The organism is Congregibacter litoralis KT71, assembly GCF_000153125.2.
GTDB classification, from domain to species: Bacteria; Pseudomonadota; Gammaproteobacteria; order Pseudomonadales; family Halieaceae; genus Congregibacter; species Congregibacter litoralis.
The window spans coordinates 462,316-486,351 of sequence record NZ_CM002299.1; the positions used below are offsets into that span (position 1 = coordinate 462,316).

Annotated in this window: 24 protein-coding genes; 8 read left to right on the forward strand and 16 right to left on the reverse strand. The window is 57.8% G+C overall.

All coding sequences use genetic code 11. The features are described from left to right. The first annotated feature begins 1 nt into the window (after nucleotide 1). The gene (locus tag KT71_RS02145) at nucleotides 2-370 is read left to right on the forward strand and encodes a VOC family protein (protein ID WP_008293136.1); all 369 of its coding nucleotides are present in this window, start codon (nucleotides 2-4) and stop codon (nucleotides 368-370) included. A 51-nt stretch (nucleotides 371-421) separates the two neighbouring features. Here the strand turns inward: KT71_RS02145 and KT71_RS02150 are convergent, their stop codons facing one another. Together KT71_RS02150 and KT71_RS02155 are read right to left on the reverse strand one after the other, a co-directional pair. Then, nucleotides 422-1,504, reverse strand: a complete 1,083-nt coding sequence (locus KT71_RS02150) for a glutathione S-transferase family protein (RefSeq protein WP_008293134.1) — start codon at nucleotides 1,502-1,504, stop codon at nucleotides 422-424. 25 nt (nucleotides 1,505-1,529) lie between these two features. Beyond that, complete coding sequence (locus tag KT71_RS02155; RefSeq protein ID WP_008293133.1) at nucleotides 1,530-2,291, reverse strand: competence/damage-inducible protein A; 762 nt, start codon at nucleotides 2,289-2,291, stop codon at nucleotides 1,530-1,532. A 157-nt stretch (nucleotides 2,292-2,448) separates the two neighbouring features. Between KT71_RS02155 and KT71_RS02160 the strand changes: the two genes are divergently transcribed. Further along, nucleotides 2,449-2,943, forward strand: a complete 495-nt coding sequence (locus KT71_RS02160) for a GNAT family N-acetyltransferase (protein ID WP_040362119.1) — start codon at nucleotides 2,449-2,451, stop codon at nucleotides 2,941-2,943. A gap of 97 nt (nucleotides 2,944-3,040) precedes the next feature. Beyond that, the gene (locus tag KT71_RS02165; protein ID WP_008293131.1) at nucleotides 3,041-4,147 is read left to right on the forward strand and encodes a zinc-binding dehydrogenase; all 1,107 of its coding nucleotides are present in this window, start codon (nucleotides 3,041-3,043) and stop codon (nucleotides 4,145-4,147) included. A gap of 42 nt (nucleotides 4,148-4,189) precedes the next feature. Here KT71_RS02165 and KT71_RS02170 read toward each other — a convergent pair whose 3' ends face one another. The 5 genes from KT71_RS02170 to KT71_RS02190 form a co-directional block, all read right to left on the reverse strand. Continuing rightward, entirely contained in the window at nucleotides 4,190-5,476 is a 1,287-nt protein-coding gene (locus KT71_RS02170) for a glycosyltransferase family 2 protein (protein WP_008293130.1), read from the reverse strand. Next, nucleotides 5,473-6,096 carry a tRNA-(ms[2]io[6]A)-hydroxylase gene (locus KT71_RS02175; RefSeq protein WP_008293129.1) on the reverse strand — a complete coding sequence of 208 codons (624 nt, stop codon included), beginning with the start codon at nucleotides 6,094-6,096 and terminating at the stop codon, nucleotides 5,473-5,475. Before KT71_RS02175 ends, KT71_RS02170 begins: the two co-directional genes overlap by 4 nt. Next, the gene (locus KT71_RS02180; RefSeq protein ID WP_008293128.1) at nucleotides 6,096-6,806 is read right to left on the reverse strand and encodes a crotonase/enoyl-CoA hydratase family protein; all 711 of its coding nucleotides are present in this window, start codon (nucleotides 6,804-6,806) and stop codon (nucleotides 6,096-6,098) included. The genes KT71_RS02175 and KT71_RS02180 overlap by 1 nt, the downstream gene beginning before the upstream one ends. Before the next feature lie 48 nt (nucleotides 6,807-6,854). Continuing rightward, nucleotides 6,855-7,394: a hypothetical protein gene (locus KT71_RS02185; protein WP_008293127.1), complete on the reverse strand. Its 540-nt coding sequence runs from the start codon at nucleotides 7,392-7,394 to the stop codon at nucleotides 6,855-6,857. A 128-nt stretch (nucleotides 7,395-7,522) separates the two neighbouring features. After that, nucleotides 7,523-8,452 (reverse strand): hydrogen peroxide-inducible genes activator, encoded by a 930-nt coding sequence (locus KT71_RS02190; RefSeq protein WP_008293126.1) that lies wholly within the window; start codon nucleotides 8,450-8,452, stop codon nucleotides 7,523-7,525. 141 nt (nucleotides 8,453-8,593) lie between these two features. Between KT71_RS02190 and KT71_RS02195 the strand changes: the two genes are divergently transcribed. Both KT71_RS02195 and KT71_RS02200 read left to right on the forward strand, forming a co-directional pair. Then, on the forward strand, nucleotides 8,594-10,255 hold the full coding sequence (locus KT71_RS02195) for a SulP family inorganic anion transporter (protein ID WP_008293125.1): 1,662 nt from the start codon (nucleotides 8,594-8,596) through the stop codon (nucleotides 10,253-10,255). 44 nt (nucleotides 10,256-10,299) lie between these two features. After that, nucleotides 10,300-10,704, forward strand: a complete 405-nt coding sequence (locus KT71_RS02200) for an SgcJ/EcaC family oxidoreductase (protein ID WP_008293124.1) — start codon at nucleotides 10,300-10,302, stop codon at nucleotides 10,702-10,704. 116 nt (nucleotides 10,705-10,820) lie between these two features. Here KT71_RS02200 and KT71_RS02205 read toward each other — a convergent pair whose 3' ends face one another. From KT71_RS02205 to KT71_RS02225, 5 genes are all read right to left on the reverse strand, one after another. Further along, nucleotides 10,821-11,639: an SDR family NAD(P)-dependent oxidoreductase gene (locus KT71_RS02205; protein WP_008293123.1), complete on the reverse strand. Its 819-nt coding sequence runs from the start codon at nucleotides 11,637-11,639 to the stop codon at nucleotides 10,821-10,823. 24 nt (nucleotides 11,640-11,663) lie between these two features. After that, nucleotides 11,664-13,217 (reverse strand): tetratricopeptide repeat protein, encoded by a 1,554-nt coding sequence (locus KT71_RS02210; protein WP_023659824.1) that lies wholly within the window; start codon nucleotides 13,215-13,217, stop codon nucleotides 11,664-11,666. Between the two features lie 32 nt (nucleotides 13,218-13,249). Continuing rightward, a complete protein-coding gene (locus KT71_RS02215; RefSeq protein ID WP_008293121.1) occupies nucleotides 13,250-14,008 on the reverse strand; it encodes an outer membrane beta-barrel protein in 759 nt (252 codons plus the stop codon). Nucleotides 14,009-14,225: 217 nt separating this feature from the next. After that, entirely contained in the window at nucleotides 14,226-15,263 is a 1,038-nt protein-coding gene (gene epmB, locus KT71_RS02220) for an EF-P beta-lysylation protein EpmB (RefSeq protein ID WP_008293120.1), read from the reverse strand. Continuing rightward, nucleotides 15,260-16,540, reverse strand: coding sequence for an NAD(P)/FAD-dependent oxidoreductase (locus KT71_RS02225; protein WP_008293119.1), 1,281 nt, complete (start codon nucleotides 16,538-16,540; stop codon nucleotides 15,260-15,262). The genes epmB and KT71_RS02225 overlap by 4 nt, the downstream gene beginning before the upstream one ends. 184 nt (nucleotides 16,541-16,724) lie before the next feature. Here KT71_RS02225 and KT71_RS02230 point away from each other — a divergent pair, with 184 nt between their 5' ends. Together KT71_RS02230 and KT71_RS02235 are read left to right on the forward strand one after the other, a co-directional pair. Beyond that, nucleotides 16,725-18,071 (forward strand): glutamine synthetase family protein, encoded by a 1,347-nt coding sequence (locus KT71_RS02230; protein WP_008293118.1) that lies wholly within the window; start codon nucleotides 16,725-16,727, stop codon nucleotides 18,069-18,071. Nucleotides 18,072-18,075: 4 nt separating this feature from the next. Beyond that, on the forward strand, nucleotides 18,076-18,915 hold the full coding sequence (locus tag KT71_RS02235) for a hypothetical protein (protein ID WP_008293117.1): 840 nt from the start codon (nucleotides 18,076-18,078) through the stop codon (nucleotides 18,913-18,915). Between the two features lie 181 nt (nucleotides 18,916-19,096). Here KT71_RS02235 and KT71_RS02240 read toward each other — a convergent pair whose 3' ends face one another. Both KT71_RS02240 and KT71_RS02245 read right to left on the reverse strand, forming a co-directional pair. Further along, nucleotides 19,097-19,315: a PA3496 family putative envelope integrity protein gene (locus KT71_RS02240; RefSeq protein WP_023659826.1), complete on the reverse strand. Its 219-nt coding sequence runs from the start codon at nucleotides 19,313-19,315 to the stop codon at nucleotides 19,097-19,099. 416 nt (nucleotides 19,316-19,731) lie between these two features. Further along, nucleotides 19,732-20,250, reverse strand: coding sequence for a shikimate kinase (locus tag KT71_RS02245; protein ID WP_008293115.1), 519 nt, complete (start codon nucleotides 20,248-20,250; stop codon nucleotides 19,732-19,734). 106 nt (nucleotides 20,251-20,356) lie between these two features. Here KT71_RS02245 and gcvT point away from each other — a divergent pair, with 106 nt between their 5' ends. Next, nucleotides 20,357-21,469: a glycine cleavage system aminomethyltransferase GcvT gene (gene gcvT / locus KT71_RS02250; RefSeq protein WP_008293114.1), complete on the forward strand. Its 1,113-nt coding sequence runs from the start codon at nucleotides 20,357-20,359 to the stop codon at nucleotides 21,467-21,469. Nucleotides 21,470-21,487: 18 nt separating this feature from the next. Here gcvT and KT71_RS02255 read toward each other — a convergent pair whose 3' ends face one another. After that, nucleotides 21,488-22,039 carry an HNH endonuclease gene (locus KT71_RS02255; protein ID WP_008293113.1) on the reverse strand — a complete coding sequence of 184 codons (552 nt, stop codon included), beginning with the start codon at nucleotides 22,037-22,039 and terminating at the stop codon, nucleotides 21,488-21,490. 90 nt (nucleotides 22,040-22,129) lie between these two features. Further along, complete coding sequence (locus KT71_RS02260; RefSeq protein ID WP_008293112.1) at nucleotides 22,130-23,944, reverse strand: cation:proton antiporter; 1,815 nt, start codon at nucleotides 23,942-23,944, stop codon at nucleotides 22,130-22,132. Nucleotides 23,945-24,036 lie beyond the last annotated feature (92 nt).

Here is a 24,036-nt window from a genome sequence, read left to right on the forward strand (position 1 = left end):
GATGCTTGGATACGTAACACTGGGATCAAATCAGTTTGATCAGGCTGCGTCGTTTTACGATGCACTTTTTGCGGTCTGTGGCGCCAAGCGCTTGATGGAGCTGGAGGGATTCATCCTCTGGGGCACGTCCATGGAAGCAGGTGCCATAGCTCTTACAAAACCCTTCAATCAGGAGCCAGCCTCCGTCGGAAACGGCGTTATGGCGGCTATCCGCGCCAACTCTAAAGAGATTGTCGACGCCATGCACAGCAAGGCTCTGGCACTCGGTGGTCAATGTGAAGGAGAGCCTGGTCCGCGGGACGATGGCTTTTATGCGAGCTATTTCCGGGACTTGGACGGCAACAAGCTTGCGGCATTTTTCATTGGCTGATGTGCGACGCGATCGTGGCTTGGAATCCAGGCCATTCAGGGTGACGCTTCTTTAGCGCCGGTTGTCGTAGTGAACCTTACCGGCGCGAAAGGGTAGATCGCTGTCATCGTAACCGGAAGCTGGTTCTTTAAGCTCGAACAGCGGCGCCCAGCAATTTGCGCTCTCCAGGGTCGTTTGTAATCGATCCTGATCCACTTGGGGAACTGCCCGTGCTTTGCGCTGCAGCTCTTCAAGGCACCATACGCGATACTGTGAGACCGGCACGTCGCGGTACTGCACGCCCAGAGTTGTCGGGTTAAACCGTTCCTGTCTTTGCTGCCAAGCCCGCGCATTATCGTTGAGATAGGGTAGATAGGCCGCTCCAACGTCTTTCAGAATCGGCATCAAATCTCCGGGAACAGCGTCGAGCCAGCGACTTGTACTGTTCCATCGCGCGTTCCACAAACGCGCCTGCCACTCGAACACCCCGGGGGCCTGCAGTCGCATAATGTCCGACGCCGTCGGGTCCTGACTGAAGTGGCGGAACATAGACGCGAAGAGCCCGAAGTCAGCAAGCGATGGTTTGTCGCCCAAAAGATATTCCCGCTGGGAGAGGACGTTTTCCAGACGCTCTAAGGTTTTAAGGTAAATGGATTCAACGTGATCCCAGGTGTCGCTACTCACGCCATCCTTCTTGACATACCTGCCCAGCTGACGCCGACGGATAACCGCACGCATAATCATCTTGGGCACGGGCATATCCGTCATGAACTCATCGACTATCTTTCGTGACAGGTGCAGGCGCGAGGGTTGATAGCTCCAGCGATAGTGCATGGCCGGTCGCCATAGCCATTCTTCAAAATAGTCCTCGAGAAGATGAGCGAGGAAAGCGAGGACCGGATCCTCCGGCACGACGGGGGTGTCGGGATACTGGGATTCAAACCAGGCGATCATGGGTGTTGTATCGGCCATGAAACGGCCATCGGGAAGCTCGATCGCCGGCATTTGCGCTGTACCGGTCTTTTCCTCAATACGCCGGAATCGGGCACGGTTGAGCGTGACAAAGTCATGCTCTATGCCCTTGTAGCGAAGGTAAGCCTCCATTTTTCCCGTGTAATAGGAGATTCTCAGTCCGTATAGCTTGATCTTTTCCATAGGGTCTACCGCGATTCGCTGCAGGCTATTCCTGGGGCTCGCCATCCATGCACTCTGCACCAATTGCCTGAGCGGCTTCCTTTATCTCGGCGAGTACGGGTGGTATCTCTGCGGCGTCAATTGATCGCACCAGCAGAGCGGCGCCGATGCGTCCCTGGCGGAAGAACGGATAAGACCCGATGGAGACCTCCGGGTGAGCGCTCTGAATTTGCTCCAGGCGCTCCGCCATTTCACTTTCCGGAGAGAACACGGTGACGGTTCCCGATTGCATCGGCGCAGCGCCTGCGAGCACGCCACGCAGTCCTTCAAGCATACCCCGCATAATCCCGGGAATGCCGGCCAGCATATAGACATTCCCTTTGCTCACACCGGGCGCGCCGCTCATGGGATTTTTAATGAGATCACCCCCTTCGGGCACCCGCGCCATGCGTTTGCGGGCTTCCGTCAGGCCCTCCTCACCATAGTATTTCCTGAGCATTTGCAGGGCTTCGTCGTGATACATCACCGCAACGCCCAGGGCGGCGGCGACGGCATCGACGGTAATGTCGTCGTGGGTCGGGCCGATACCACCTGTGGTAAAACAGTAGTCACAGCGATCTCGCAGGGTATTCACCGCTTCTCCGATAGCTGCGGGGTTATCGGCCACGATGCGCACTTCCTTCAGAATGACGCCCTCTTCGTTGAGCCATTTGGCAAGATAGGCAACGTTCGCATCTTGCGTGCGTCCCGATAGAATTTCGTCGCCGATGACGACAAGGCCTGCAGTGACACTTTGAGGTTTTGACATGCGGTAAATCGGTGGCTCCGGGGCTGTGACCAAGCTGTTAGTGTAGCGGTATCGGAAGGAGCTGCGTTAGCAACGAGGGGCAAATGCTTGCGCTAGCTGCTGACCACGGGGATGCAAGGTTTTGGGTCAATTGGTGGAGGAAGGAGAGGGGACTGAGGTGTCTGACGTTCAACTAAGGCTGCGCGAATTCCGCGCCGAAGATGCGTCTCGCGTTGCACAGCTTGTGGGGGATAAAGAGCTGTCGAAATGGACGTCAAGCATCCCCTATCCGTATTCATTGGAAGACGCCCAAGTGTGGATAGAGTCCATGAAGACCGATAGCTCCCGAAGCTCCTACGCGGTGGAGTGGGATGGGAAACTCGTCGCCTGCGTCGCACACTGGCCAGAGGAACCGGATGGGATTGAAGTCGGCTATTGGGTGGGCCGGGAGTATTGGGGAAAGGGTATTGGCTCCAAGGCATTGGGACTCTTACTGGTGAGCGGTCACATCTCACCCGAAACAGACATCTATGCCAAGGTGATGGCAGCAAACATCGGCTCCCGGCGCGTGTTGGAAAAATGCGGTTTTTCCTTTTACGAAAACGGCAGGATTCACAAAGCCGGCAATGATCTTGAGGCGAAGTTTTATATTCGCCGTGCCCGAGCCTCGTAGTGCCTTATCACCGTTTGTACTCGTCATAACGCCCACGGTTAAGGCTTGGCGTTATACTCTCGCCCCCGACAATTCTTCAGCAAAAGGATATCGATTAATGACTACAGGTAAACAGCTCTACAGCACCCTCGCCGACGGCAAACTCACCGTTGAGGTGGTAGAAAAAGAATTTGCGGCTCCCACGGGTAACTCCGTGCTGGTTCAGATGGAAGCGGCGCCCATTAATCCCTCGGATCTTGCGATCCTTACGAGCGCGGCTGACCTTGACAATGCCGAGTACTCACCGGGCAAATTTGTTGCCGATATGCCGGAGCCTTTTAACAGCGCGCAAAAAGCCCGCCATGGTCAGCGTCTGCCCGTGGGCAATGAAGGCGCCGGTACCGTTATCGCGGCAGGCGACACTGAAGCCGCACAAGCACTCATGGGCCAACGCGTAGCTTGTGTACCAGGCAATGCCTATTCTCAGTACTGCTACGCCGACGCCGGTATGTGTCTGCCTTTGGGCGATCTCACCGCGGAACAGGGTGCATCGGCTTTTGTGAACCCCATGACGGCACTCGGTTTTGTAGAAACCGCAAAAATGGAAAATCAGGGCGCCATTATTCATACCGCTGCGGCGTCAAATCTCGGCCAGATGCTGGTGAAAATCTGTCAGGAGGATGACATTCCCCTGGTGAACATCGTCCGTAAGGCTGAGCATGTAGAGCTGCTCAAGGGCCTGGGTGCGACCCACGTCATCAACTCATCCGACGATGATTACTTCAAGCAGCTAAAAAGCGCGATTGAGACTACCGATGCCTATTTCGGTTTTGATCCCATCGGCGGTGGCAATGCCGTCGATACCTGCTTTAAAGCCATGGAGCAGGTCGCCGTGAGCAAAATGACCGAGTACTCCCGCTATGGTTCCGATCAGGCGAAGAAGATGTACATCTACGGCCGCCTGGACTTTGGCCCCACGATGCTGACACCGGCCTATGGCTTTGGTTGGACGCTATCCGGCTGGCTGCTCACGCCGTTTCTGGCAAATGCCGGTCTGGAGACCATGGGCCGTATGCGCAAGCGCGTGTTGGAGGGTCTCACGTCTACCTTCGCGAGTTCTTACAAGAGCCGGGTAAATCTGGAAGAGATGCTGACCAAAGAGGCAGCTACTGATTACCGCACCATGAAGACCGGCGAGAAGTATCTCGTTACTCCTCATGCCTAAAACCCCGCGCCTAAACGCCCAGGCCTAAACACCAGGCATCGATCAGCGGTGGGTCTGCCTTTGGGCGGACTCCGCCGCGGTCAACTTGGGCCAGCGCCTGCTGAGTGCGTTGATGAGTTTCAGCGTGCGAAATCCGTCGAGCCACTGATGATACTGATCGATAAATGCGCCCTGGTCGGCGCATTGTTTTTTTGCGTGCTCCAAAAAGTTTTCCAGTCCCAAATGGATTACCGCAGTTAGCAGTTCGGGATGATTGTTAAGCTGCGCGGCAAGGTCCTCGACCTTGCTGCCGGGGAAACCATGGTCCTCCACGAAGCGAATAAGCGCAGCCAGGGCCTCAAAACATCGCGGGTCATAAAAGAGCGCGACGGACTCCGGCTGATCTGAAGACAATAGCCGAGCCATCGCGGGTCCCGTGCCAAAAGGCACCCGGCTCGACAGGCGGGCTGACAATCGCAGGGGCTCGCAATGCGGCGTGTGCACGCTGCCATGCTTTGCCACCTTGTTGAGAAGGTAAAAATCCTCGCCCGCCGCGCGGCGTGGAAAACCTCGCACCAATGCGTACGCATCGGTTTTAACGGCGATACAGCTGCCGATCGTGTGAAACGCATAGGGTGAGCGAGCCTTCCGGAGCCCCTCTACGTAGTGATGAAGATACGCTTCGTATAAAGCTATCGCCCGCCGCTCACGGGCATCTGCAGGGGGGATGTGCTCAAAGGGGTAGGTGAGCGCCACCATCTTGTTGTCCCCTTGTACCGCTCGCGCCGCTGCAAAATAGTCCGCTGGCAATATCGCGTCGGCATCGCTGCAGTGAATCCATGGGCTGGTGACGAATCCGCCTGCGCTCAGAGCCAGGGCGATATCGCAGCCGATTTTCCGGGCCAGACCCACACCTTCTTTCTGAGGCAGGGGCTCGGCTCTCTCCACGAGGAGGATGTGATTGCCGCTTCCCTCGTATTTTTCTGCGCTTTTTTCCTCGCCTCTTTCCTCGCTTCTTCCCTCGCCTCTTTTTTCACCGAACTCATAGAGCCTGCTGTTGGCCTGGGGGTAATGTCCCAGGGCCTTGAAACAGCTGAGGCTATTGCGAAGGGCATCGTTACAGTGAGGGTCAGCTTCCGTGTCGGGGCGATTCAGTACCAGGATTAACAAAAGCTGTGAAAACTGCTGGAGACTGTTGAGGAGTGCCGCGTTTTCTTTGTAGGCGGGGATAACAAGAACCTGTTGCCAGGGAGGTGACGTCGGTCCGTTCTGCGCCCCGGTGAGCGCTTCTAAAATCGCCGGCGCTTCAGGAGCGGCATAGCGCTCGAGATACTGCCGGACTACCTTCAATGCAAGGCGGCGCGCAGGGGCAGAGATCGCACAATCGCCGCCTCGTCTTCCAGTAACTCCTGCCAGCGTTCTGCAACGACGTCCTCGGGGAAGTATCGCTCCGCAAGTCCATAAAAAAGTTCGAAGTGCCGTTCTTCCGAGCGCGCAATCGCCCGATAAAACTTATGCAGGGGTCCGGACGCCAGAGCCTCCGCAACAAGGGCAAAGCGTTCGGCGCCTCTGGCTTCAATGATGCCTGCGGTGAGCAGGCGGTCTAATAGATATACCTCCTTACCATCGCGAATGGACTTTCGAAAACGACCGACGTAGGGATCTTTTTGATCGGGTGCCGTGCGTTGGCCCCGCTGGTGGATCCACTTGACGACTTCGCGATAGTGCGACAGTTCTTCAACGGCCAGATCCGCCATGGCTTCTACCAGTTCGGGGCGGTCAGGGTAATGGGAGAGCATGGAGACCGCCATGCCCGAGGCTTTTTTTTCAGCAGCGGCATGATCCAGCAGAAACTGATCAAAGTCTCCCATCACAACATCCACCCAGCCCCTGGGGGTGGGGAACAGTAGAGGAGTGATGAAAGGGGCGTCCTTCGGGGGCGATTCCCGTTGCGCCTGCGATGAGGCCATCAGTTGCTCGCGGCGATGGCCGAGTCGCCCGCCTCAAAGTCCCGGCGAAGGGCTTCTTCTAGACTCGCCATCATAGGCTCTCGGACGCGCGCCTTAGTGGCCTTGTGAGCGGCCATGTTTAAGGCGCTGAAACCCTCGGCGAGTTCCACCGCGCGATGGATGAGTTGATCGGCCTCCACCGCCTCGTCCAGATAGCCGGCACTCACGGCGCTGTCGGGGTCATAAACATGAGCGAGGCCCACGGCGTCGTTGATCTGCGTTTCGTCGAGGCGCGCCCGGGCCAACTCGATGCCAAACCATGGCAGGGTCATACCGATGGCGACCTCATTCAGGCCCAGCTTGTAATTCCCTTTCATGCCTACGCGATAGTCCGCTGACAGGCACAGGAGTGCGCCCATGGCCAAGGCATGGCCGCTCACCGCCAGCACCACGGGGGTGCTGAAAGACAGCAGGCGCACGGAGAGCTCTGCGCCGGTGCGCAGGAGTCTTATCATGGGCTCACCACCTGCGCCCATGACCGACAGGTCAAAGCCCGCAGAAAACTTGCCCGGTCGACCGGCGATGATCACCACTTTGCCCGTTGCCTCCGCAGTATCCAGGGCTGCATTCAGGGCGTCGAACATGTCAAAAGACAGGGCGTTTGCCTTGCCATCGTCCATGGTGATGAGGGTGTAGTGTTCGTTTTCCTGCGTGGTGACGAGTTCTGTCATGTCTGGAGTCCTTGGATTTATAGGTGTTGTAAAAGGATGTTGGCCTGATCAGGACATCACCAGACCCAGGAAAACGAGCAAGCCGCTCCCCGCCGCGATCAGCGTTCTGACTCGCAGGCGTGAGGAGGACAGGCCCAGCCACACGCCGCTCAGAATAATGAACAGCATGCCCGCCGCAAAAACTTTTTGAAACTCCCGATACATGGAGGGCCCATGACCAAAATGCAGTTCCTGCATGCGTTTTTGGAAGCTGGGCTCGTTGCGGCTGATGCTGACGCTATCACCATCAACAGTCAGTCCGTAGTAGGTGCGCGAGGTGGGACGGGTGTAGAGGGTGTCGCCACGGGTGATGACGTAGTCGAAGTTGAAGTCGTCGACGCCCGCCTCTGCCAATGCTTCCAGCACGGCTGCTTTACTGGGATCGGCCATCAAAGCCACACCACCATCGGTCTGTGCCACCGGTGTTGTGTCGAGGGAGCCTTTGACTCCCAGCAAATACATGCCGCCGGAGAAGGCGACGAGCACTACTACCGCAGCGAAAAATGACGACAGATACAGGTGGATGGAAATAAAAAGACTACGGCTCATGAAAAATGACTCCAAAACAAGGACTTGCTGTGTATTTGGAGCCGGATGCTACGCGATATCAGAGCCCGGGAAAAGTTGGGCATGGCAGCGGACCCCGCGCCGGAGCAAGAGCACTGGTAAGCCCTTTCTCAGCGATCAAAAATCGGCGTGACCACATCACTGAAAGACTCGGTCATTCGCTCGCGTATCAGCGTCGCCAGCGCCTGATAGAGGTGTCTGACCGGGCTTCCGTTGCGATATATCAGCGCGTGCTCCCGATAAAGCCGCGCCCCCTCGATGCGGATAACATCCAGCTCCTCGGGACGATGGATTTCCGAGCGGATGTACAGCGCCGGTAAAAAGGCGACGCCCATGCCCATAACGACCATTTGCCGCAAGGTGTCGAGGCTGGTGCCTTCGTAGTCGCGGTTCAGCACCGCGCCTGTGCGCTCGCATATGCGCTGGACTTCCTGGTGAAGTTGATGACGCTCGTCAAGGCTCAGAATACTCATGCCCGCCAGTTCCTGCTCCTGAAGCACGCCATCCACGGCCAGGCCTGACTCCTTTGAGGCAACCAGCAGCAGGGGCTCGCGAAACAATACGTCCACGGCCAGGCTGCTCGATCGCAGGGGCAGAGGCACTAGCGCCAGATCATGGCGTCCTTCCTTTACTCCCGCTTCCAGCTGGCTGGGAGGTTCTTCGCGCACGTAGAGCTTCAGGCGATCGAACTGTTTATGGATGGCCGGGACAATGTTCGGGAGTAGATAAGGGCCAAGCGTGGGAGGCACGCCCATACGATGGGTTGAGGCCGCGGTATCCGAGAGGGTGTGGGCGAGCTCCTGCATCTCGTGCCATTGACCGATGAGCTGCTTGGTCACCGGCAGCAGCTGTCGACCCGCAGGTGTGAGCTGGGTTATCCGGCGGCTGCGCTCAAAGAGGGTCACCCCAAGACTTTTCTCCAGGGCAGCGAGCTGGGTGGAGAGGGTCGGCTGGGCAATATCCAGTTTATCGGCGGCGCGGCGAATGGACTGCGTTTCCGCTACCGCCTGAAAATACTGAATCTGCTTGATTGTTGCCATTGGGAGCTGACCATAGGGGGCTGCTATATAGGTAAAAACTATAACAGAAAAGCTTAGCTTGCATTTGTTTTACGTTAAGCAGGGCTCATAGTACGTATATCAGGTAAAGGATTCCCAGGCAGTTTGGGGAAGGACCCGGAAATGCGATCGTTGTTAAAGTTTGATTTAAGCCACCTGCGCGGTGATGTGTACGGCGGATTGACCGCCGGTGTCGTTGCCATTCCCCTGGCGCTGGCCTTCGGTGTGGCCTCGGGACTCGGGCCCATTGCGGGCATGTATGGCGCCATCATCGTCGGTTTTTTTGCGGCGATGTTTGGCGGTACGCCCACGAACGTGTCAGGCCCCACGGGCCCCATGGTGGTGGTTCTCGCCGGTCTTTTTGCGAGCCTGTCGGGTGATGTGGGTCTGATCTTCACCGCCGTGATGCTCGCCGGTGTGTTTCAGATCATTTTTGGTGCCGTTGGCGCGGGAAACTACATTCGCCTCGTGCCCTATCCCGTGGTCTCGGGTTTTATGAGCGGCATCGGTGTGATCATTATCATTCTTCAGGCTAACGCCTTCTTCGGCCACGAATCGCCCTCCGGTACCCTGAACGCTCTGGCTCATTTACCCACCGTGCTTTCGGACATCAACTTTTCGGCGCTGGTCGTAGGCCTGATTACGCTGACCGTTGCTTACAAGTGGCCGACAAAGTGGGGCACCTACGTACCCGGCGCCCTCGCAGCGCTGGCAATTGGTACGCTGCTCAGCCTCTTTATGCCTGCAATGCCTATTCTGGGCGATATCCCCTCAGGTTTGCCGTCATTTCATATGCCGGTGTTTGATCAGTCAGCAATGGCGCTGGTTTTGGAAGCTGCCTTTATTCTTGCGGTGCTGGGGGCGATTGACAGCCTGCTGACGTCGCTGGTGGCAGATAACATGACCCGAACCCGCCACGACTCCAACAAGGAGCTCATCGGTCAGGGCGTGGGTAACGCGGTTGCCGGCATGTTCGGCGGTATCGCTGGTGCCGGTGCAACCATGCGTACGGTCATTAATATTCGCTCGGGGGGTGTCACACGCCTATCCGGGATGATCCACTCCGTGGTACTGGCTGCGGTTGTACTGGGTGTGGGCTCCGTTGCCTCCGTCATTCCCCATGCGGCTCTCGCAGGCGTGCTGGTGAAGGTGGGCATGGACATCATCGATTTCAGCTACCTCAAGCGTGCGCACCGCGGTCCCCGTTGGGATCTGGCGCTCATGGCGCTGGTTCTGGGGCTCACGGTGTTTGTTGACCTGATTACTGCGGTTGGTGCTGGCGTCGTACTTGCCGCACTCGCCTACGTGCAGCAGGTCGCCAAGATTCAGCTTGAGGAACTCGCCTCACGGCCGAACGCGCAGACCTCCGAAGAGGAACGAGAGTTGCTGGATCGTCTGGGTAACCAGGTAACTCTTTTTGAATTCGGTGGGCTCCTGAGTTTTGGCGCCGCGGCTGATGTGGGTCACCACGTTCGGGAGCGCTACAAAGAGGCCACACACTCCATCATCCTCGACTTTAACCGCGTGCCCTTCCTGGACGTGTCCGCCGCTCGAGCCGTCGAAACCATTGCCGATGACGCACATAAGGCTGGCAAGCGGGTGTACATCACCGGGATGGCGCAATCGATTCAAGACACCCTCAGCAGTCTCGGGTCCGATGAGAGCCTTCACGATGACGCTCACTTTGAAACCCGACTGGAGGCCCTGCAGGCGATTGCCGAGCGCTCGGGCATTGATTATCGCGGTCGCTCAGCGCGGTTGGTCTCGGCCGCTGCGGCCCATTGAGAATATTTTTATTACCCCTTTGTTGACACGTAAAGGAGATCAACATGACCGAAGTTAACGTAATGCAGTTTTTTCAGCGCTGGAACGATGCCCTGGCAACGGGCAACCCCGATGCGGTAACCGCCCTCTACGCCGAAGATGCGATTCTTCTGCCGACGGTGTCCAATCAGGTGCGCCACAATCACGAAGAGATTCGCGATTACTTCGTGAACTTCCTGGCGAAAGAGCCCAAGGGCGTTATCGACGAGGCGAACATCCGCTTCCTCGCGGATGACCTGGCGATCAACTCGGGTGTTTACACCTTTACCTTTGGCGATCAGTCTCAGGTGACAGCGCGCTACACCTACCTCTATCGCAGGATTGATGGCGACTGGAAGATTGTTGAGCACCACAGTTCTGCCATGCCCGAGGTAGCCAGCGTGTCAGATCAGGAGTCTGCCGCAGCCTGATAAATCAGTCTGGGTAACCGAAGGGGGCGTTCTGCGTGGCAGACCGCCCTTTTTTATGCCTGTCGTGTAAGTAAGTAATGAGAGCGGGCAATGGTGCGCGCAGCTAATGCTTCAGCCTACTGCCCCTGCATTTGCCGACCGATGTACCCGGGATAGATGACAATGTCATCGCCGTCCAGAGCATCAAAAATATCCTGAGCAGCGATGGCAGGATCTTCCCAATCCTGAGAAATGTCTGAACCCGGCTTCACCGCGGGGCCTTTCGTATGCTTTCCAATGTTGGTTTTCATGCCCGCGGGCGCCGCAATGATCACTTTGATGTTGTCCGCCTCAAGCTCCTTCGCCGCGGTTTGAAACAAACCCAGCAGAGCATGCTTGGTCGCGCCGTAGTGCCCATAGGTGGGCGGAGAGGGGCGCACTCCCAAAATGGAGGCGGTGTTCACAATCGTGCCGCCGCCTACGCTGCGCATGGGCTCAATAACGCGCTGCGCCAGATCGGCATAGGCCCAGTAGTTGACCTCGAAGATATGGTGGGCGTCGTCAAGGGACATACCCTCGAGACTGGCGAGATAGGCATAACCCGCGTTGTTAAACAAAAAGTCGATACGTCCAAAAGCCTCCAGGGCGCGCTCAATAATTTGCGGACGTTCTTCCGCGATGGCCAGATCAGCCTCCACGAAAATAGCCTCTCCACCCGCTGCGGTTATCTCGTCCACCAGTGCTTCCGAGGGTTCCGGTCGCATATCCACCAGTACCAGCTTCATCCCGCTATCTCGCGCGAGATGGCTCAGCTCCCGTCCAAGACCAAAGCTGCTCCCCGTAATAATCGCCACCTTGTTCTTGGCGTCCTCGATATCAATGGCAAAGAGTTTCGTGCTGAGGATGCTGCTACTCAGCACAACGCTAATAAGCAAAAGGCGTTTCAGGTTATTCATGTTTAGGTGCTCGTATAAAAAGGATTACCGTGTGAAGACAAAAAACTCGCCCTGCATCCATTTGCCCCGTTCTTTGCGAAGGTTGGCTTCCTCTTGGTGGATAAGCTTGAGACCAGCGTCTTCACCACAGCGCTGTACATACTCACTGGAGTGTGCGAAACGCCCGGACTTCCTGAGTTTGACCCCCTCGCCGTCCCACTTTTCGGTGCTTAGAATAAAACGCATGCCGGGATTCGAATGCAGCGCCACGCTTTTAAAGACCTCTTCAAGGGCGCCGACATAAACCAGCACATCACCGCAAACTATCAGATCGTACCGCGTGTCGGAGTCCCGCAGCACTTCAGATATGTCGCCCGCGACAAGATGGTCGTAAACCGCTTTTTCTTTAGCCTTGTCCAGCATGGCAGGCGCAATATCAACGCCGGTGAGGTGGTCACAATGAGCACGGACCTGCAGGCCGACAAGACCTGTGCCGCAACCGAGGTCAATCGCATGCTGGTACCAGGCATTCTCGCCATCTAATTCTTCCAGAATAGTAGGGATTTTTTGGGGAACGAGGTATTCGAGCGACTCCGTCAGATGTTTCTCGAAGTTCGCCGCGTAGCCCTGAAATACTTCTCGAGCATAGGCAGTATCTCCGCGTGTCAAATTGTCGCCGGTGACTGCGGCCAATAAATGTTTGGTTGGTCTATCCTCCGGATTTAGCCTCAATAAACGTTCAAGATACTGGATGGCATCCTTGTCACGCCCAAGGGCCAAAAGAGCGTTAGCTATACCGCTGAGGGTTCGCCTATCTTCGGGCTGCATTTCGATTAACTCTTGGTAGAGTGCAATTGCGAGTTGGGGTTTACCCATAGAGCTGTAGCTTAATGCGAGATTGAGAAGTGCCTTGCGGTGGCGCGGCTCAATGTTCAAGGCGCTCTCGTAGGCTTTTATCGCCTCTTCGTGCTTGCCCATGTCGTTGAGCAGGTTGCCAATGTCATTAAATGCGTCGGTGTAGAGGGGATTAATCTTCAACGCACGTCGAAGCGCCTCGAGGGCGTTTTCCTGTTGTCCTGCACCTCTCAGGGCTCTGGCGAGATTCGCATACACTTCGGCGTCAGCTTCACCACGATTCACCAGTTCCTGATAGCAGCCCAGGGCCTCTTTGTACTGCCCCAGATCCGTGTAGACCGTTGCAAGATTGTTGAGGGCCTCGGAGAAGGCCGGTTCCAGGGACAAGGCCGCCTTGTAGGCTTCCAGGGCATGCTCGGGCTCGGACAACCTGCTGAGCACCACGCCGCGAAGATTGTGAAGCGCCGGCTGTTCGGGATGAAGTCGACACAGTTTGTTGATATCGGCACGGGCCGCGTCTAACTTGCCCACGGAGATGAGCTGTGCCACCCGCTCGAAGTCCGCCGCCGTGAGGGGCGCCTTGCTGTTACCCCGGAGGGCCTTCAGGGACTTTTTGGCCTTCTTGTTGCCCGGTTCAACGTTAAGCACCTGCGCATAGAGACGCTTTGCTTCGTCGATATTGCCGGCTTTTTCCTGCGCTGCTGCCTGGCTCATCGCCTCGCTGCTGGTCATTTGTCTTGCCATAGAACTTTTGCCTGATTGCCCGTACTTGTAACTCAGAAACTATAGGTCAGCGTGACGGTGGGCCCGTCCAACTGTGCGTTAAGGTCGACGGTATCCGTGGCCCTCACGCGCTTTATGTCAATATCTGTGGATTGATAGCCGAGAGAAACGCCAAATTTTTCACCGATTCGATAAAACCCCCGAAGGTGTGCATAGACGAAGTCTCCCTCGTACTCGTCGACGTTGGCCGATAACCACCCGCCCACGAGGCTGACGTAAATACGGTCATTGAGCGCCCAACTCGCGGAGCCGCGTACATTGGGCACCGGTGCCAGCAGAGTGGTGCCGGCCGTTGCAACTTCGGCCGACTCACCGTTGATCTCAAGGCGCCCGCGAAGGCCAATCCCAAAGTCCAGAGCATGAAATCCCGCGCCCAACAGGACCTGGACGTTGTCGCTGCGATGGACGGTGTACAACAGATCGACCATATAGGTATCGATTTCAAGATCTGCCCGAACGCGGGTGTTGGCGGTGAACTCCGTGCCGTCAAAATTAAAGTCTCGTGACCATACATTCTCGCCACTCCCCGAAAAGGAATAGGCACCAGCGAACAGCGACCATCGCTCGCTAAATTTATAGCGGTAGTCAATGAAGTAGGAGTTATCACTGTTGCTGACACCCAGATCATCCAGGGTCAGCGGCGTCGGCTCAAAGTTCTCGGTGGTTGCAGCGATGGTAATTTCCGTGGTCTGGCGCGTCGCTCCGATGGAGAGCTTGTGTTTGTCATCAAAAAAACGGGACGCATAATCCACAGGGGCCTCAGCGTGGGCGAACCCGGCAAAAACACAAAAAACAGAAGGAAAAAGGGCAGTACGAGAGACGAAGGGGGCTATAGCTTTTGGCCGCATTGTTATTGTACTCCTGATCATCTGTCGGTCTTTGGGCGGTGCAGGGCCAAGTATACGCCCGGCCCGTCAGGATGGGGATTGCTACGCCTACCCCAGTTCCATGGTGTATTGCAGATCCTCTTCAGAATCCCCCGACGTAATCCGGCGCTATCTCACGTTTGCTGTCGGCTCCCGGAACCTCAACGGCAAGCTTTGGCACCAGATAGCCCGGACGTTTGCTGGCGAGCTGCCCCAGTATTTGCCGGGCACGGAGTTCGCTCACCTCAAAGTGGGCACTTCCCGCAACCTTGTCCAGCATATGCAGGTAATACGGCATGGCACCCGCAGCAAAGAGCTGGTCGCTTAGTTCCGCGAGAACGTCGGCGTCATCGTTGATCCCTTTCAGAAGCACCGACTGGTTTAATACGGTAACGCCACCATCGCGCAGGCGCTCGAGGGCACGCGCCGTGTCGTGATCAATCTCCCGGGGGTGATTGCTGTGCACGACGACCACGACCCGCTGTTCCCGGGGCATCAGGGCATCAATGAGCGATGCCGTCACGCGGTCCGGGATGACGATGGGCAGGCGCGTGTGAATGCGCAGAGTGATTCCTCGGGTATTGCCGCGAAGACGCCGGGCGATGGCAGCGAGACTCGCGTCCGGGAGGAGTAGCGGGTCCCCGCCGCTTAAGATTACCTCGCCGATCGAGGGATCTGCCAGCAGGGTATCGATGGCGGCGAGGCGCTCCTTACTGGATTGGCTGTTATCGCCGTAGGGATAACTGCGCCGGAAACAGTATCGGCAATTGACCGCGCACTGTCCGGTGGCGACCAGTAGCGCGCGTCCCTGATACTTTTGAATCACGCCGGGCGTATCGGCATAGAGGCTTGTCTCCCCCACGGGATCGTCACTGAAGCCCTCCGCCGGTAAATTCTCCTGGGGGACTGCCAGGACCTGCCGGAGCAGGGGATCCCACGCGTTGCCCTTTTCCATGCGGGCGACAAACGCGGCGGGTACCAGCAGGGGAAAAGCATCGTCCGCCGCAGCGGAGTAGGGCAGTTCCTCAAGGGTGAGTCCCAGCGCCGCAGACAGTTCCGAAGGTGTGCGAATCGCCTGTTGCAACTGCTCCTGCCAGCTATGGCGGCTGTGGAGCTGAAGTGTCTGGGGTGCAGCGCTCATCCCAGGCGATCCCGCAGGCTGTAATACAACATACCGACTACCAGGCCCGGCCAGCGCAGGAGTGTGCCGCCGGGAAACTTCGGTGTTGGCACGCTGGCCATGACGTCAAAACGCTCCGCGGTTCCGCTGATGCATTCTGCAAGGAGCTTGCCCGCGAGGGTAGCGATGGGCACGCCGTGTCCGGAGTAGCCGTGAGCATAGAGAATGCGGGGAGAGACATGGCCGAGGGCTGGCATGCGGTTGAGGGTGATTGCCAGGGTGCCGCCCCAGCCGTAATCGATTCTGCTGTTCTCAAGCTCGGGATAGATGCTCAGCATGTAGGGCCGCACAAAGGCCGGTATATCCTTCGGGAAGCGCGACGTGTAGGACTCACCTCCTCCGAAGAGCAGCCGCTTATCCGCGGACAGCTTCCAGTAGTTGATCACAAAGCGCGAATCCGACATGGAGCTGTCGTTGCGGATCAAACGCCGGGCTAAATCCTCGTCCAGGGGCTCGGTGGCCACCACATAGTTATTGATGGGCATGATTTGCCCTGCCACACGGGACTCGAGTTTCCCCAGGTAACCGTTACAGGCCAGTAAGAGATGCTCGCAATGAACCTGCCCTTGGGAGGTGTGTACCTTTACCCGGGTGTTCTCGTCGTAATGGGTGACGCGGCTGTCTTCGTGCATCACCACGCCCAGGGCCTCGGCGGCGCGGGCCAGGCCCAGGCAGTAGTTCAGGGGATGCAGGTGGCGCGCGCCGGTATCCAGCAGGGCGCCGTGAAACCCCTGGGCCGAGGTCATGGTGGTCAGCTCATCGCTGTCGACGTAGCGGATGTGCTCGTAGCTATAGTCCGTTTGTAGATGCGCGGCTTCTTCGCGCAGTTCCTCAGCGGCTTTCCTGGTGCAGGCCGTGTGGAGGTTGCCGGTTTTTAACTCACAGTCGATGGCAAACTCGTCGATGAGCTCGCAGACCGTTGCAACGCCCTCGAGTCCCAACTCCCACAGGTTCTTCGCCTGCTCCCTGCCCACAAGCTTTTCCAGGCTCTCCTGGTCGGCGCGCTGTCCCGTCCCTACATGACCACCATTGCGTCCCGAGGCGCCCCAGCCAAGGCGATGGGCTTCCAGCAGGGTGACGCTGTAACCCCGTTTGCGCAGGTGGATGGCGGCGGACAAGCCGGTGTAACCGCCGCCAACAATACAAACATCGGAGCTCGCGCTGCCCCTGAGAGGGGGGAAGCGCTTCTGGAAGTTAGCGGTGGCGGCATACCAGGAGTTCGTGTGACCTTCACTCATGTTGCTTGGCGGTGATCCCGATAAAAACCCTGAATGAGCCCATGGTAGCGCAGCGCCATTATCGTCGCGACACCGGGAATTGCCCGAATGTTGTGACAGCCTTCTTTAAAGCTGCCCTTTCGCGGGTATTGCTAGGTCGCCAAGGCTACTGCGATACTCTTTTGCAAACAGCAGGACAAACCCCATGAGCGCCAACCACAAGATTATCAGCGACTGGCTCAAACAGCAGCAGATATCCGAGATCGAATGCCTGGTACCGGATATGACAGGTAATGCACGGGGAAAGTTTATTCCGGCACACCAGTTCATTTCCCATGGCGACCCGCGGCTGCCAGAAAGCATTCTGGTGCAGACCGTCACCGGTGAGTACAGCGATGAGCACTGGGATTTTGTGGAGCCCACGGACACGGACATGTTGCTGCGCCCCGACGAATCCACCATGCGTCTTGTTCCCTGGGCGCGGGAGCCCACCGCGCAGATCATTCACGATTGCTACACCCAGGCGGGAGAGCTGCACCCTCTCGCATCACGCACGGTGTTACGCAAGGTGCTGGCAGCCTATGAGGAAGCGGGGATCCAGCCCGTGGTGGCGCCGGAGATGGAATTCTATCTGGTGGCCCGCAACGAGGATTCAGACTACGAGCTGGTCCCCCCCGTAGGGCGAAGCGGCCGGCGGGAGACGGCGCGGCTCTCCTACAGTATTGACGCCGTGGCGGAGTTCGAAGACTTCGTCGAGGACATGTACGACTATGCCGACGCCCAGGCTCTGGATGTGGATACGCTCATCCATGAAAACGGTGCGGCACAAATGGAGATTAATTTCCGTCATGGAGATCCCCTCTCCCTTGCGGATCAGGTCTTTGTCTTCAAACGCACGGTGCGGGAAACCGCTCACAAGCATGAGATGTACGCGACCTTTATGGCCAAGCCCATGAAGGGAGAGCCCGGGAGTGCCATGCACATCCACCAGAGTCTCCTTGATGCCTCGGGTAACAATCTTTTTGTTAACGAGCAGGGTGAGCATTCCGAGGCCTTCCTGAGCTATATCGCTGGTTTGCAGCAGTACACGCCGGAGCTGATCAGTCTCTATGCACCCAATGTAAACTCCTATCGTCGTCTCGCGCCGGAAATCGCTGCCCCCATCAACCTCAACTGGGGGCTGGACAACCGCACCTGCGCATTTCGCGTGCCCCAGAGCGATACGGCCGCCACGCGGGTTGAAAACCGCTTTCCCGGCGCGGATGCCAATCCCTATCTGGCGATTGCCGCTTCCCTGGCCAGTGGTCTCGTGGGTATGCAGAAAAACCTGAAACCTACAGAGCCTCACCGGGGGACAGCTAATGAGGATAGCGTTGAGGTGGCGCGAACCCTGGAGGAGGGTCTGCGAAACCTCGGAAGTACGCCGGAATTGTCCTCACTGTTTGGCGACCTGTTTTTACGGGCCTACGCCGCGGTCAAGCTTGACGAATTTGAGGAGTTCAACCGGGTGATCAGCTCCTGGGAGCGGGAGCACTTGCTTCTGCAGGTCTAAGGTCATGGAGGCCGGAGTCTTTGGAAGTGGTCTGCGTGGCCGTCTGTTCACGGCGGTCAAGTACCTGACGTATCTGCTTCTTTTGGGGAACGTCTTTCTGTTCCTCCATGAAGAAACCCAGTCCCTCGAGCACACTTTTAGCGGTGCCCTGTCCCTCAGTCAGTATGTGCAGGTGTTTGCCGCTACCCTGGATACCGCCGCCTGGGTGGTCCTGCTTCTGCTGTTCGAGCTCGAAACATCGGTGCTTGAGGATGAAAAAATTCGCGGCTCTGTCAAACGCGCCATTCACGGTGTGCGTATGCTCTGTGGTGCCGCTATCGTCTGGGCGTTTACCGGCTACTGTGCAGAGCTCATTACCTTGTACCAGGTGACCCTCCTGGAGGCCTGGAACGGCTGTGCGCAGCTCGGGGACGGCTGGTCCCTCCTTGAGCGCCTGGACGAATACGCGCCCCTGAGTGCCGAGAACTGTGCCGTGGTAGCCGATACGGCGATACGCATCAGTGATTTCAACATCGTGGCCGATGCAGAAACCCTCCGCGCTACCCGCTATCTCGCCTGGACCGATGTGATTAACGCCGGAGCCTGGATACTGGTGGTGGTGGTGCTGGAGATCGAAGTGCGATTACAGTTGCGAGGCAGTCTGACCGATGCTGTGGTTCAGGGTACCCGCTACCTGAAATACGGTTTGTATTCGACGCTTTTTATCGCCGCGGTGTACTGGGGTATTGCCGGCAAATTTCTGGATTTCTACGACGCCAGTCTGTGGCTGTTCGCGTTTATCTTCATTGAGCTGAATGTCTTCGACTGGCAGCGGGAGACGCAGGATGTCGAACAGCGCCTTTAAGTCTTTAAAGCGTGTTCTTGAAAGAGAGCTTTCAAACGGGTGATTTTTGATAAGTGCTTTTGGAAGCACTTTCGAAAAAGCGCTTTCGAAAAAGCGGCAAAAAAAAGCGATAGCTACAGAGGCCGCGCGTGAATACCGCGGAGCGGGGTGACGAATACCAGACACAGCGCCAGGCGCTGGCTCAGTAGTCGTCGAACTCCAGGTCGTAATCGCCGAGCTCTTCGCGAAGCCTGAGCTCCTCGATTCGCTGCTCCGCACGCCGGCGCTTTTCCGCCAGTTGGTGCTTCCCCGAAGGTTCCGAACTCAGACCCTCGTAGGCCTCCTCCGAAAACTCTCCGATCACGGGCTCGAACATTTCGTCCATACCGTCATTGACGGATTCCTGATTGCGATCTCCCACAAACCACCTCCTGATGATCACGGGCCATCCACAGCTGCCAATATCCGGCAGCGATGGGGGGGAGTCAATCTGTTCAGGCCCCTGATTTACATGAAAAATTACGATCAAAAAGTGTTAAAAACACCAAAAAGTTGACGGGCAATCCCGGGCTTCTTCCGTGAATTCACGCTGCACATCCCTGTGCCTGACCCGTAGGCTGCGTGTCCGGGAGCCTCGTCGTGCGTCCCCGGGGGAACACAAGGGAGGGTTTGCAAGGGCTATGCCACTGCTATCGAAGGGCGAAAAAGCCCTGATATGGCGGAAAACGGTGCTTTTTGGCGGCGCTGGGCACCCTGGGGCGGCGGGCGTTTGCAAGGCGGACGTGACTGGCGGTGTATCGCGAACGCGTTCGCCCCAGGATCACCGATGGTTTGAGCCTAGGAATACAGCTCCTGAACGATCAAAGCCGCAACAGCATCCGCACTGCCGCCCACGGCATCTACATTATGGGAGGCAAAGCGTTCGTAGAGAGGGGTCCGCTCGTTGTAGATATCCTCAAAGGTCTGGTTTGCACTGCTGGCAATGCCACGGTCGGGATTGGCCGCCACTCTCTGAATGAGCGTCGCCACATCGGCGCGCAGATAGACCACGGGACCCGCTGCGCGAAGACGCGCCATGATGGCTTCGCTGTAGATCACGCTGCCTCCCGTGGCCAGTACGCGACCCTTTATGGGCTCGCTGAGGAGGACCTCTTCTTCCACTTCGCGCAGTCGCAGGTGACCCTCGCTATCGATGATCTGCTGCAGGGTCTTGCCTTCCCGGGCCTGGATAGACAGATCGGTGTCGGTAAACTCCAGACCGATGAGCTTTGCCAGGATTACGCCCACGGTACTTTTGCCAACGCCGGGCATGCCAATGAGGCTGATGGTCTGAAACTGACTCCGGATATTGTTCATGCTGCTTTCCTTTTGTGGAGGTGCATTATCCTCACTTCCGGGGGAGGCTCAAAGTGCTTTAGCTGCGTGTTAAAGTGCGCCCCCTGACTTGCCAGGGAAAAGCGCCATGAGCCTCAAACACACGCCGCTGGACGGGCTTCACCGGGAACTGGGCGCACGCATGGTGCCCTTCGCGGGCTACGACATGCCCGTACAGTATCGCGATGGAATCATTGCGGAGCATCGCCATACCCGGGAACGTGCCGGTCTGTTTGATGTGTCACACATGGGGCAGTTTATTCTCGAAGGGCCGGGTATCACGACCACCCTGGAGTCTCTGGTGCCCGTTGATCTTGAGGCTCTGGGTGAGCATCGCCAGAGCTATGCACTCCTGACCAATGATGAGGGCGGCGTCCGCGACGATCTGATCATTACCCGCTGGGGTCCCGACACATTTTTTCTGGTGGTGAACGCCGCCTGCAAAGCCGAGGACCGCGCCTGGATCGAGTCTCAGCTCGCCCCGGGGCAGACGCTTCGGGAACTGGAAGGCCAGGGACTCCTTGCCGTACAGGGTCCGAAGGCCCGGGCGGTGCTGGCGGAGCTCCTGCCTTTCGCTGAGGATCTGACGTTTCTTCAGGGTGCTCATGGTGAATTGAACGGCGCGCCCATCTACGTCACCTGCTCGGGTTACACCGGAGAAGACGGCTATGAGTTGTCTGTGCCCGAGGCCCAGGTTGAGGCCGTGGCGCGGAGCTTACTGGCCCACGATGATGTGGCTCCCATCGGTCTCGGCGCCAGGGACTCCCTGCGACTGGAGTCGGGGCTGTGTCTCTACGGCCATGAGCTGTCGCCGGCTATTTCGCCTATCGAGGCAAAACTCAATTGGTCTATCAGCAAGTCCCGACGCTCCGGCGGCGCGAAGGCCGGTGGTTATCCGGGAGCAGAACGCATTGCCAGAGAGATGAGTGAGGGAACCTCCCGGGTGCGCGTCGGCATGCGGGTGTTGGGAAAGCGTCCCGTGCGCGAGGGGCAGAATGTACTCAATGCGGCAGGTGAGGTGATTGGCGCCGTAAGTTCCGGCGCTTTTGCCGCCACCGTGGATGCGCCCGTAGCCATGGCCTTTGTGGATAGTAGCTACGCCGCGTTGGATACAGAGCTCAGCGTTGATGTGCGGGGTAAAGCCTTAGCCGTGGTGGTGTGCAAACTCCCCCTGGTACCCCAGCGCTACTATCGCGGCTGAAGCGGGAGAATAATAGGGTCAGTGCGCCCAGTCCCGGGGCGCCTTGAATTGCTGGGACAGATACTGCATCTGATCTGCCAGGATGCGGTCCTTGGCCAGATAGTGCCACTCGTAGGTATTGGGTCTGAAAGGAATGGCGAGGAGGGGCATGCCCGCTTCTTCCGGCGTCTTGTTGTCCTTTTGCCAGTTGCAGCGTTTACAGGCCGCGACAACGTTTTCCCAGCGGTCGCGGCCACCGCGGGATACGGGGAGCACATGGTCCCGCGTTAAATCCGAGCGACCGTACTGGGTGCCGCAGTAGAGACAGCGGTGATCATCCCGCCGGAACAGCGTGCGGTTGCAAAGGGGCGGCGTGAAGCCCTGTACGATTCGGCCCTGAAGGGCAATGATGGGTTGGAGGTCGATACGGGAGCGTTCGCCGGAGAGTCTCTGGACACCCCCGAACACCGGCGGTAACACGTCCCCGATGCCGTAGACGACGTCGCCTCGGGCATAGGCCGATATGGCTTCATGCAGTGACAACCACCCGCGAGGTTGTCCTGCCAGGTCCAGCTTGAGGATCGCTTGCATGCGTTCCTACTCGTAGAGGTCTCCCCTAAGCTACTGCAATCTTCCGGCGCAAACAATCCCCGGCGCTAATTGCCTCGCTGGCCCCGTCAATCAGGCGCTATCCTTGGGTTTGTCCGATGCCGTTTTCTCGGTGTTTTTCCACACCAGGGCGATGAGCCGTTGAGGCTCCGTCTGATTGGCGAGAGTCTCGGGATCGTCGATGACCCGCAGTTTCTGCTTTTCACCGAGGCTGAACAGGGGTAGCAGTTTCGAGCCGCTTTCCCGCTTGTAATCCTCGAGACTGAAGTCCTCTCCAAGGCGGATGGTCTTCATTTCTGCGCCCCCCGCAAGCAGGCTGGCCAGCTTTTCGAAAGTGACATCGGTGGTGAACAGGCGGGGTGGGGCATATTCGTCGGCAATCCGGGAGCGATCCGTTTCCTTGCGATCTTCGCTGTTACGCAGGCTGAACACGCGCTGGGGACCGAATTCGCTGCGAAACTTCATACAGGCCAGGGTATTCCACCGGGAGCGGCGACTCACGGCAAACAGGCGCCCGATGCCCGAGAGCTCCAGAAACTGATCAGCATGGGAGGAGATGGGATCTCCGTAGTAGACCTCGAGGCCGGCCATGCGCGCGGCGCGAATTTCTTCGTAGGAGGTATCCGCCAGTTTGACGCGGTAGCCTTCCTCCTGCAGCGCCTTTCCCAAAGCCCGGGCAACGCTGTTGGCCCCCAGGAACAGCATGCCATTGGGCTCCGCCTCGGCCAGTCCCAGGGCTGCGGTCATACGCCGCGCCGTGAAGCTCTGGAGCACCACCGTCGCGAGAATCACCAGGAACGTCAGGGCAACAAGCGTTGATGCACCCTCGTGACCGGTTTCTTCCAGGCGAATGGCAAACAGAGACGATACGGCGGCGGCGACGATACCCCGGGGCGCAACCCAGGCGATCAATGCCTTCTGCTGCCAGCGATAACCGCTCCGTATGGTAGACAGCCACACCACGACGGGTCGGGCGGCAAGAATCACCAGGAGAACAATGATGCCCTGCCAGCCGGTCGCAATGATTTCTGCGGGATCCACCCGTGCGCCCAGCACCACAAACAGCATGGAGATAATGAGCACCGAGAGACTTTCTTTGAAGCTGAGGATTTCGTTGACGGCAACATTGCGCATATTGCCCAGGAGCACACCCATGATGGTGACAGCAAGCAAACCGGATTCGTGCACAAAGGCATCGCTTACCGCAAAAATCATCACCACCCAGGCGAGGGTTAGTACGTTCAGCAAATATTCCGGCACCCAATGGCGACGCAGCACCACGCCGAGACTGCCGGCGCCCGCAAGACCCAGAAGTGTGCCCGTGGCGACGCTTTCGGCAAAGAGCAGAAGGGAGTTCTGACCGGTGAGCAGATACTGAAAAACCAGCACGGCAATAAGAGCGCCCACGGGATCGATCATGATGCCTTCCCAGCGCAGGACCTGGCTCACGCTGTTCTCGGCACGCATGGTGCGCAGGAGGGGATTGATTACCGTGGGACCGGTGACGATCATCAGGGCAGCAAACAGCATGGCGATATCACCCGAGAGGCCCGCCAGATAATGGGCTCCCGCGGCGATGAGCAGCCAGTTGAGCACTGCGCCCCAGCTCACAAGGTTGGTGACCACTGCCCCATGTCCGCGTATGTCCCGGAATCTGAGGGTCATGCCGCCCTCGAAGAGGACCAGGGCGACGCCCAGAGAAACCATGGGAAAGAGAATGGGGCCGAACATCTCGTCGGGATTGAGGATCCCCGTGGCCGGTCCCGCAAGAATACCCAGGGCGAGGAGGGGAAGAATGGAGGGAAGCTTTAGCCGCCAGGCCAGCCACTGGGCGCCGACGCCGAGTACCAACACGGCGGCCATGGTGTAGAGAACTGATTGATCCATAGAGGGCTAAAGCTCACATGCAAAATAGCGGCTCAGCCTACTGTGATCGGGACCCGATGGAAAGGAAGGCGCTGGATCAAGGTCAACAAAAC

Coding starts and splice junctions, on each gene's coding strand:
- KT71_RS02145 (WP_008293136.1), top strand. CDS start 2: ATGCTTGGATACGTAACACTGGGATCAAATCAGTTTGATCAGGCTGCG.
- KT71_RS02150 (WP_008293134.1), bottom strand. CDS start 1,504: ATGGAAAAGATCAAGCTATACGGACTGAGAATCTCCTATTACACGGGA.
- KT71_RS02155 (WP_008293133.1), bottom strand. CDS start 2,291: ATGTCAAAACCTCAAAGTGTCACTGCAGGCCTTGTCGTCATCGGCGAC.
- KT71_RS02165 (WP_008293131.1), top strand. CDS start 3,041: ATGACTACAGGTAAACAGCTCTACAGCACCCTCGCCGACGGCAAACTC.
- KT71_RS02175 (WP_008293129.1), bottom strand. CDS start 6,096: ATGGCCTCATCGCAGGCGCAACGGGAATCGCCCCCGAAGGACGCCCCT.
- KT71_RS02180 (WP_008293128.1), bottom strand. CDS start 6,806: ATGACAGAACTCGTCACCACGCAGGAAAACGAACACTACACCCTCATC.
- KT71_RS02185 (WP_008293127.1), bottom strand. CDS start 7,394: ATGAGCCGTAGTCTTTTTATTTCCATCCACCTGTATCTGTCGTCATTT.
- KT71_RS02190 (WP_008293126.1), bottom strand. CDS start 8,452: ATGGCAACAATCAAGCAGATTCAGTATTTTCAGGCGGTAGCGGAAACG.
- KT71_RS02195 (WP_008293125.1), top strand. CDS start 8,594: ATGCGATCGTTGTTAAAGTTTGATTTAAGCCACCTGCGCGGTGATGTG.
- KT71_RS02200 (WP_008293124.1), top strand. CDS start 10,300: ATGACCGAAGTTAACGTAATGCAGTTTTTTCAGCGCTGGAACGATGCC.
- KT71_RS02205 (WP_008293123.1), bottom strand. CDS start 11,639: ATGAATAACCTGAAACGCCTTTTGCTTATTAGCGTTGTGCTGAGTAGC.
- KT71_RS02210 (WP_023659824.1), bottom strand. CDS start 13,217: ATGGCAAGACAAATGACCAGCAGCGAGGCGATGAGCCAGGCAGCAGCG.
- epmB (WP_008293120.1), bottom strand. CDS start 15,263: ATGAGCGCTGCACCCCAGACACTTCAGCTCCACAGCCGCCATAGCTGG.
- KT71_RS02225 (WP_008293119.1), bottom strand. CDS start 16,540: ATGAGTGAAGGTCACACGAACTCCTGGTATGCCGCCACCGCTAACTTC.
- KT71_RS02230 (WP_008293118.1), top strand. CDS start 16,725: ATGAGCGCCAACCACAAGATTATCAGCGACTGGCTCAAACAGCAGCAG.
- KT71_RS02235 (WP_008293117.1), top strand. CDS start 18,076: ATGGAGGCCGGAGTCTTTGGAAGTGGTCTGCGTGGCCGTCTGTTCACG.
- KT71_RS02245 (WP_008293115.1), bottom strand. CDS start 20,250: ATGAACAATATCCGGAGTCAGTTTCAGACCATCAGCCTCATTGGCATG.
- gcvT (WP_008293114.1), top strand. CDS start 20,357: ATGAGCCTCAAACACACGCCGCTGGACGGGCTTCACCGGGAACTGGGC.
- KT71_RS02255 (WP_008293113.1), bottom strand. CDS start 22,039: ATGCAAGCGATCCTCAAGCTGGACCTGGCAGGACAACCTCGCGGGTGG.
- KT71_RS02260 (WP_008293112.1), bottom strand. CDS start 23,944: ATGGATCAATCAGTTCTCTACACCATGGCCGCCGTGTTGGTACTCGGC.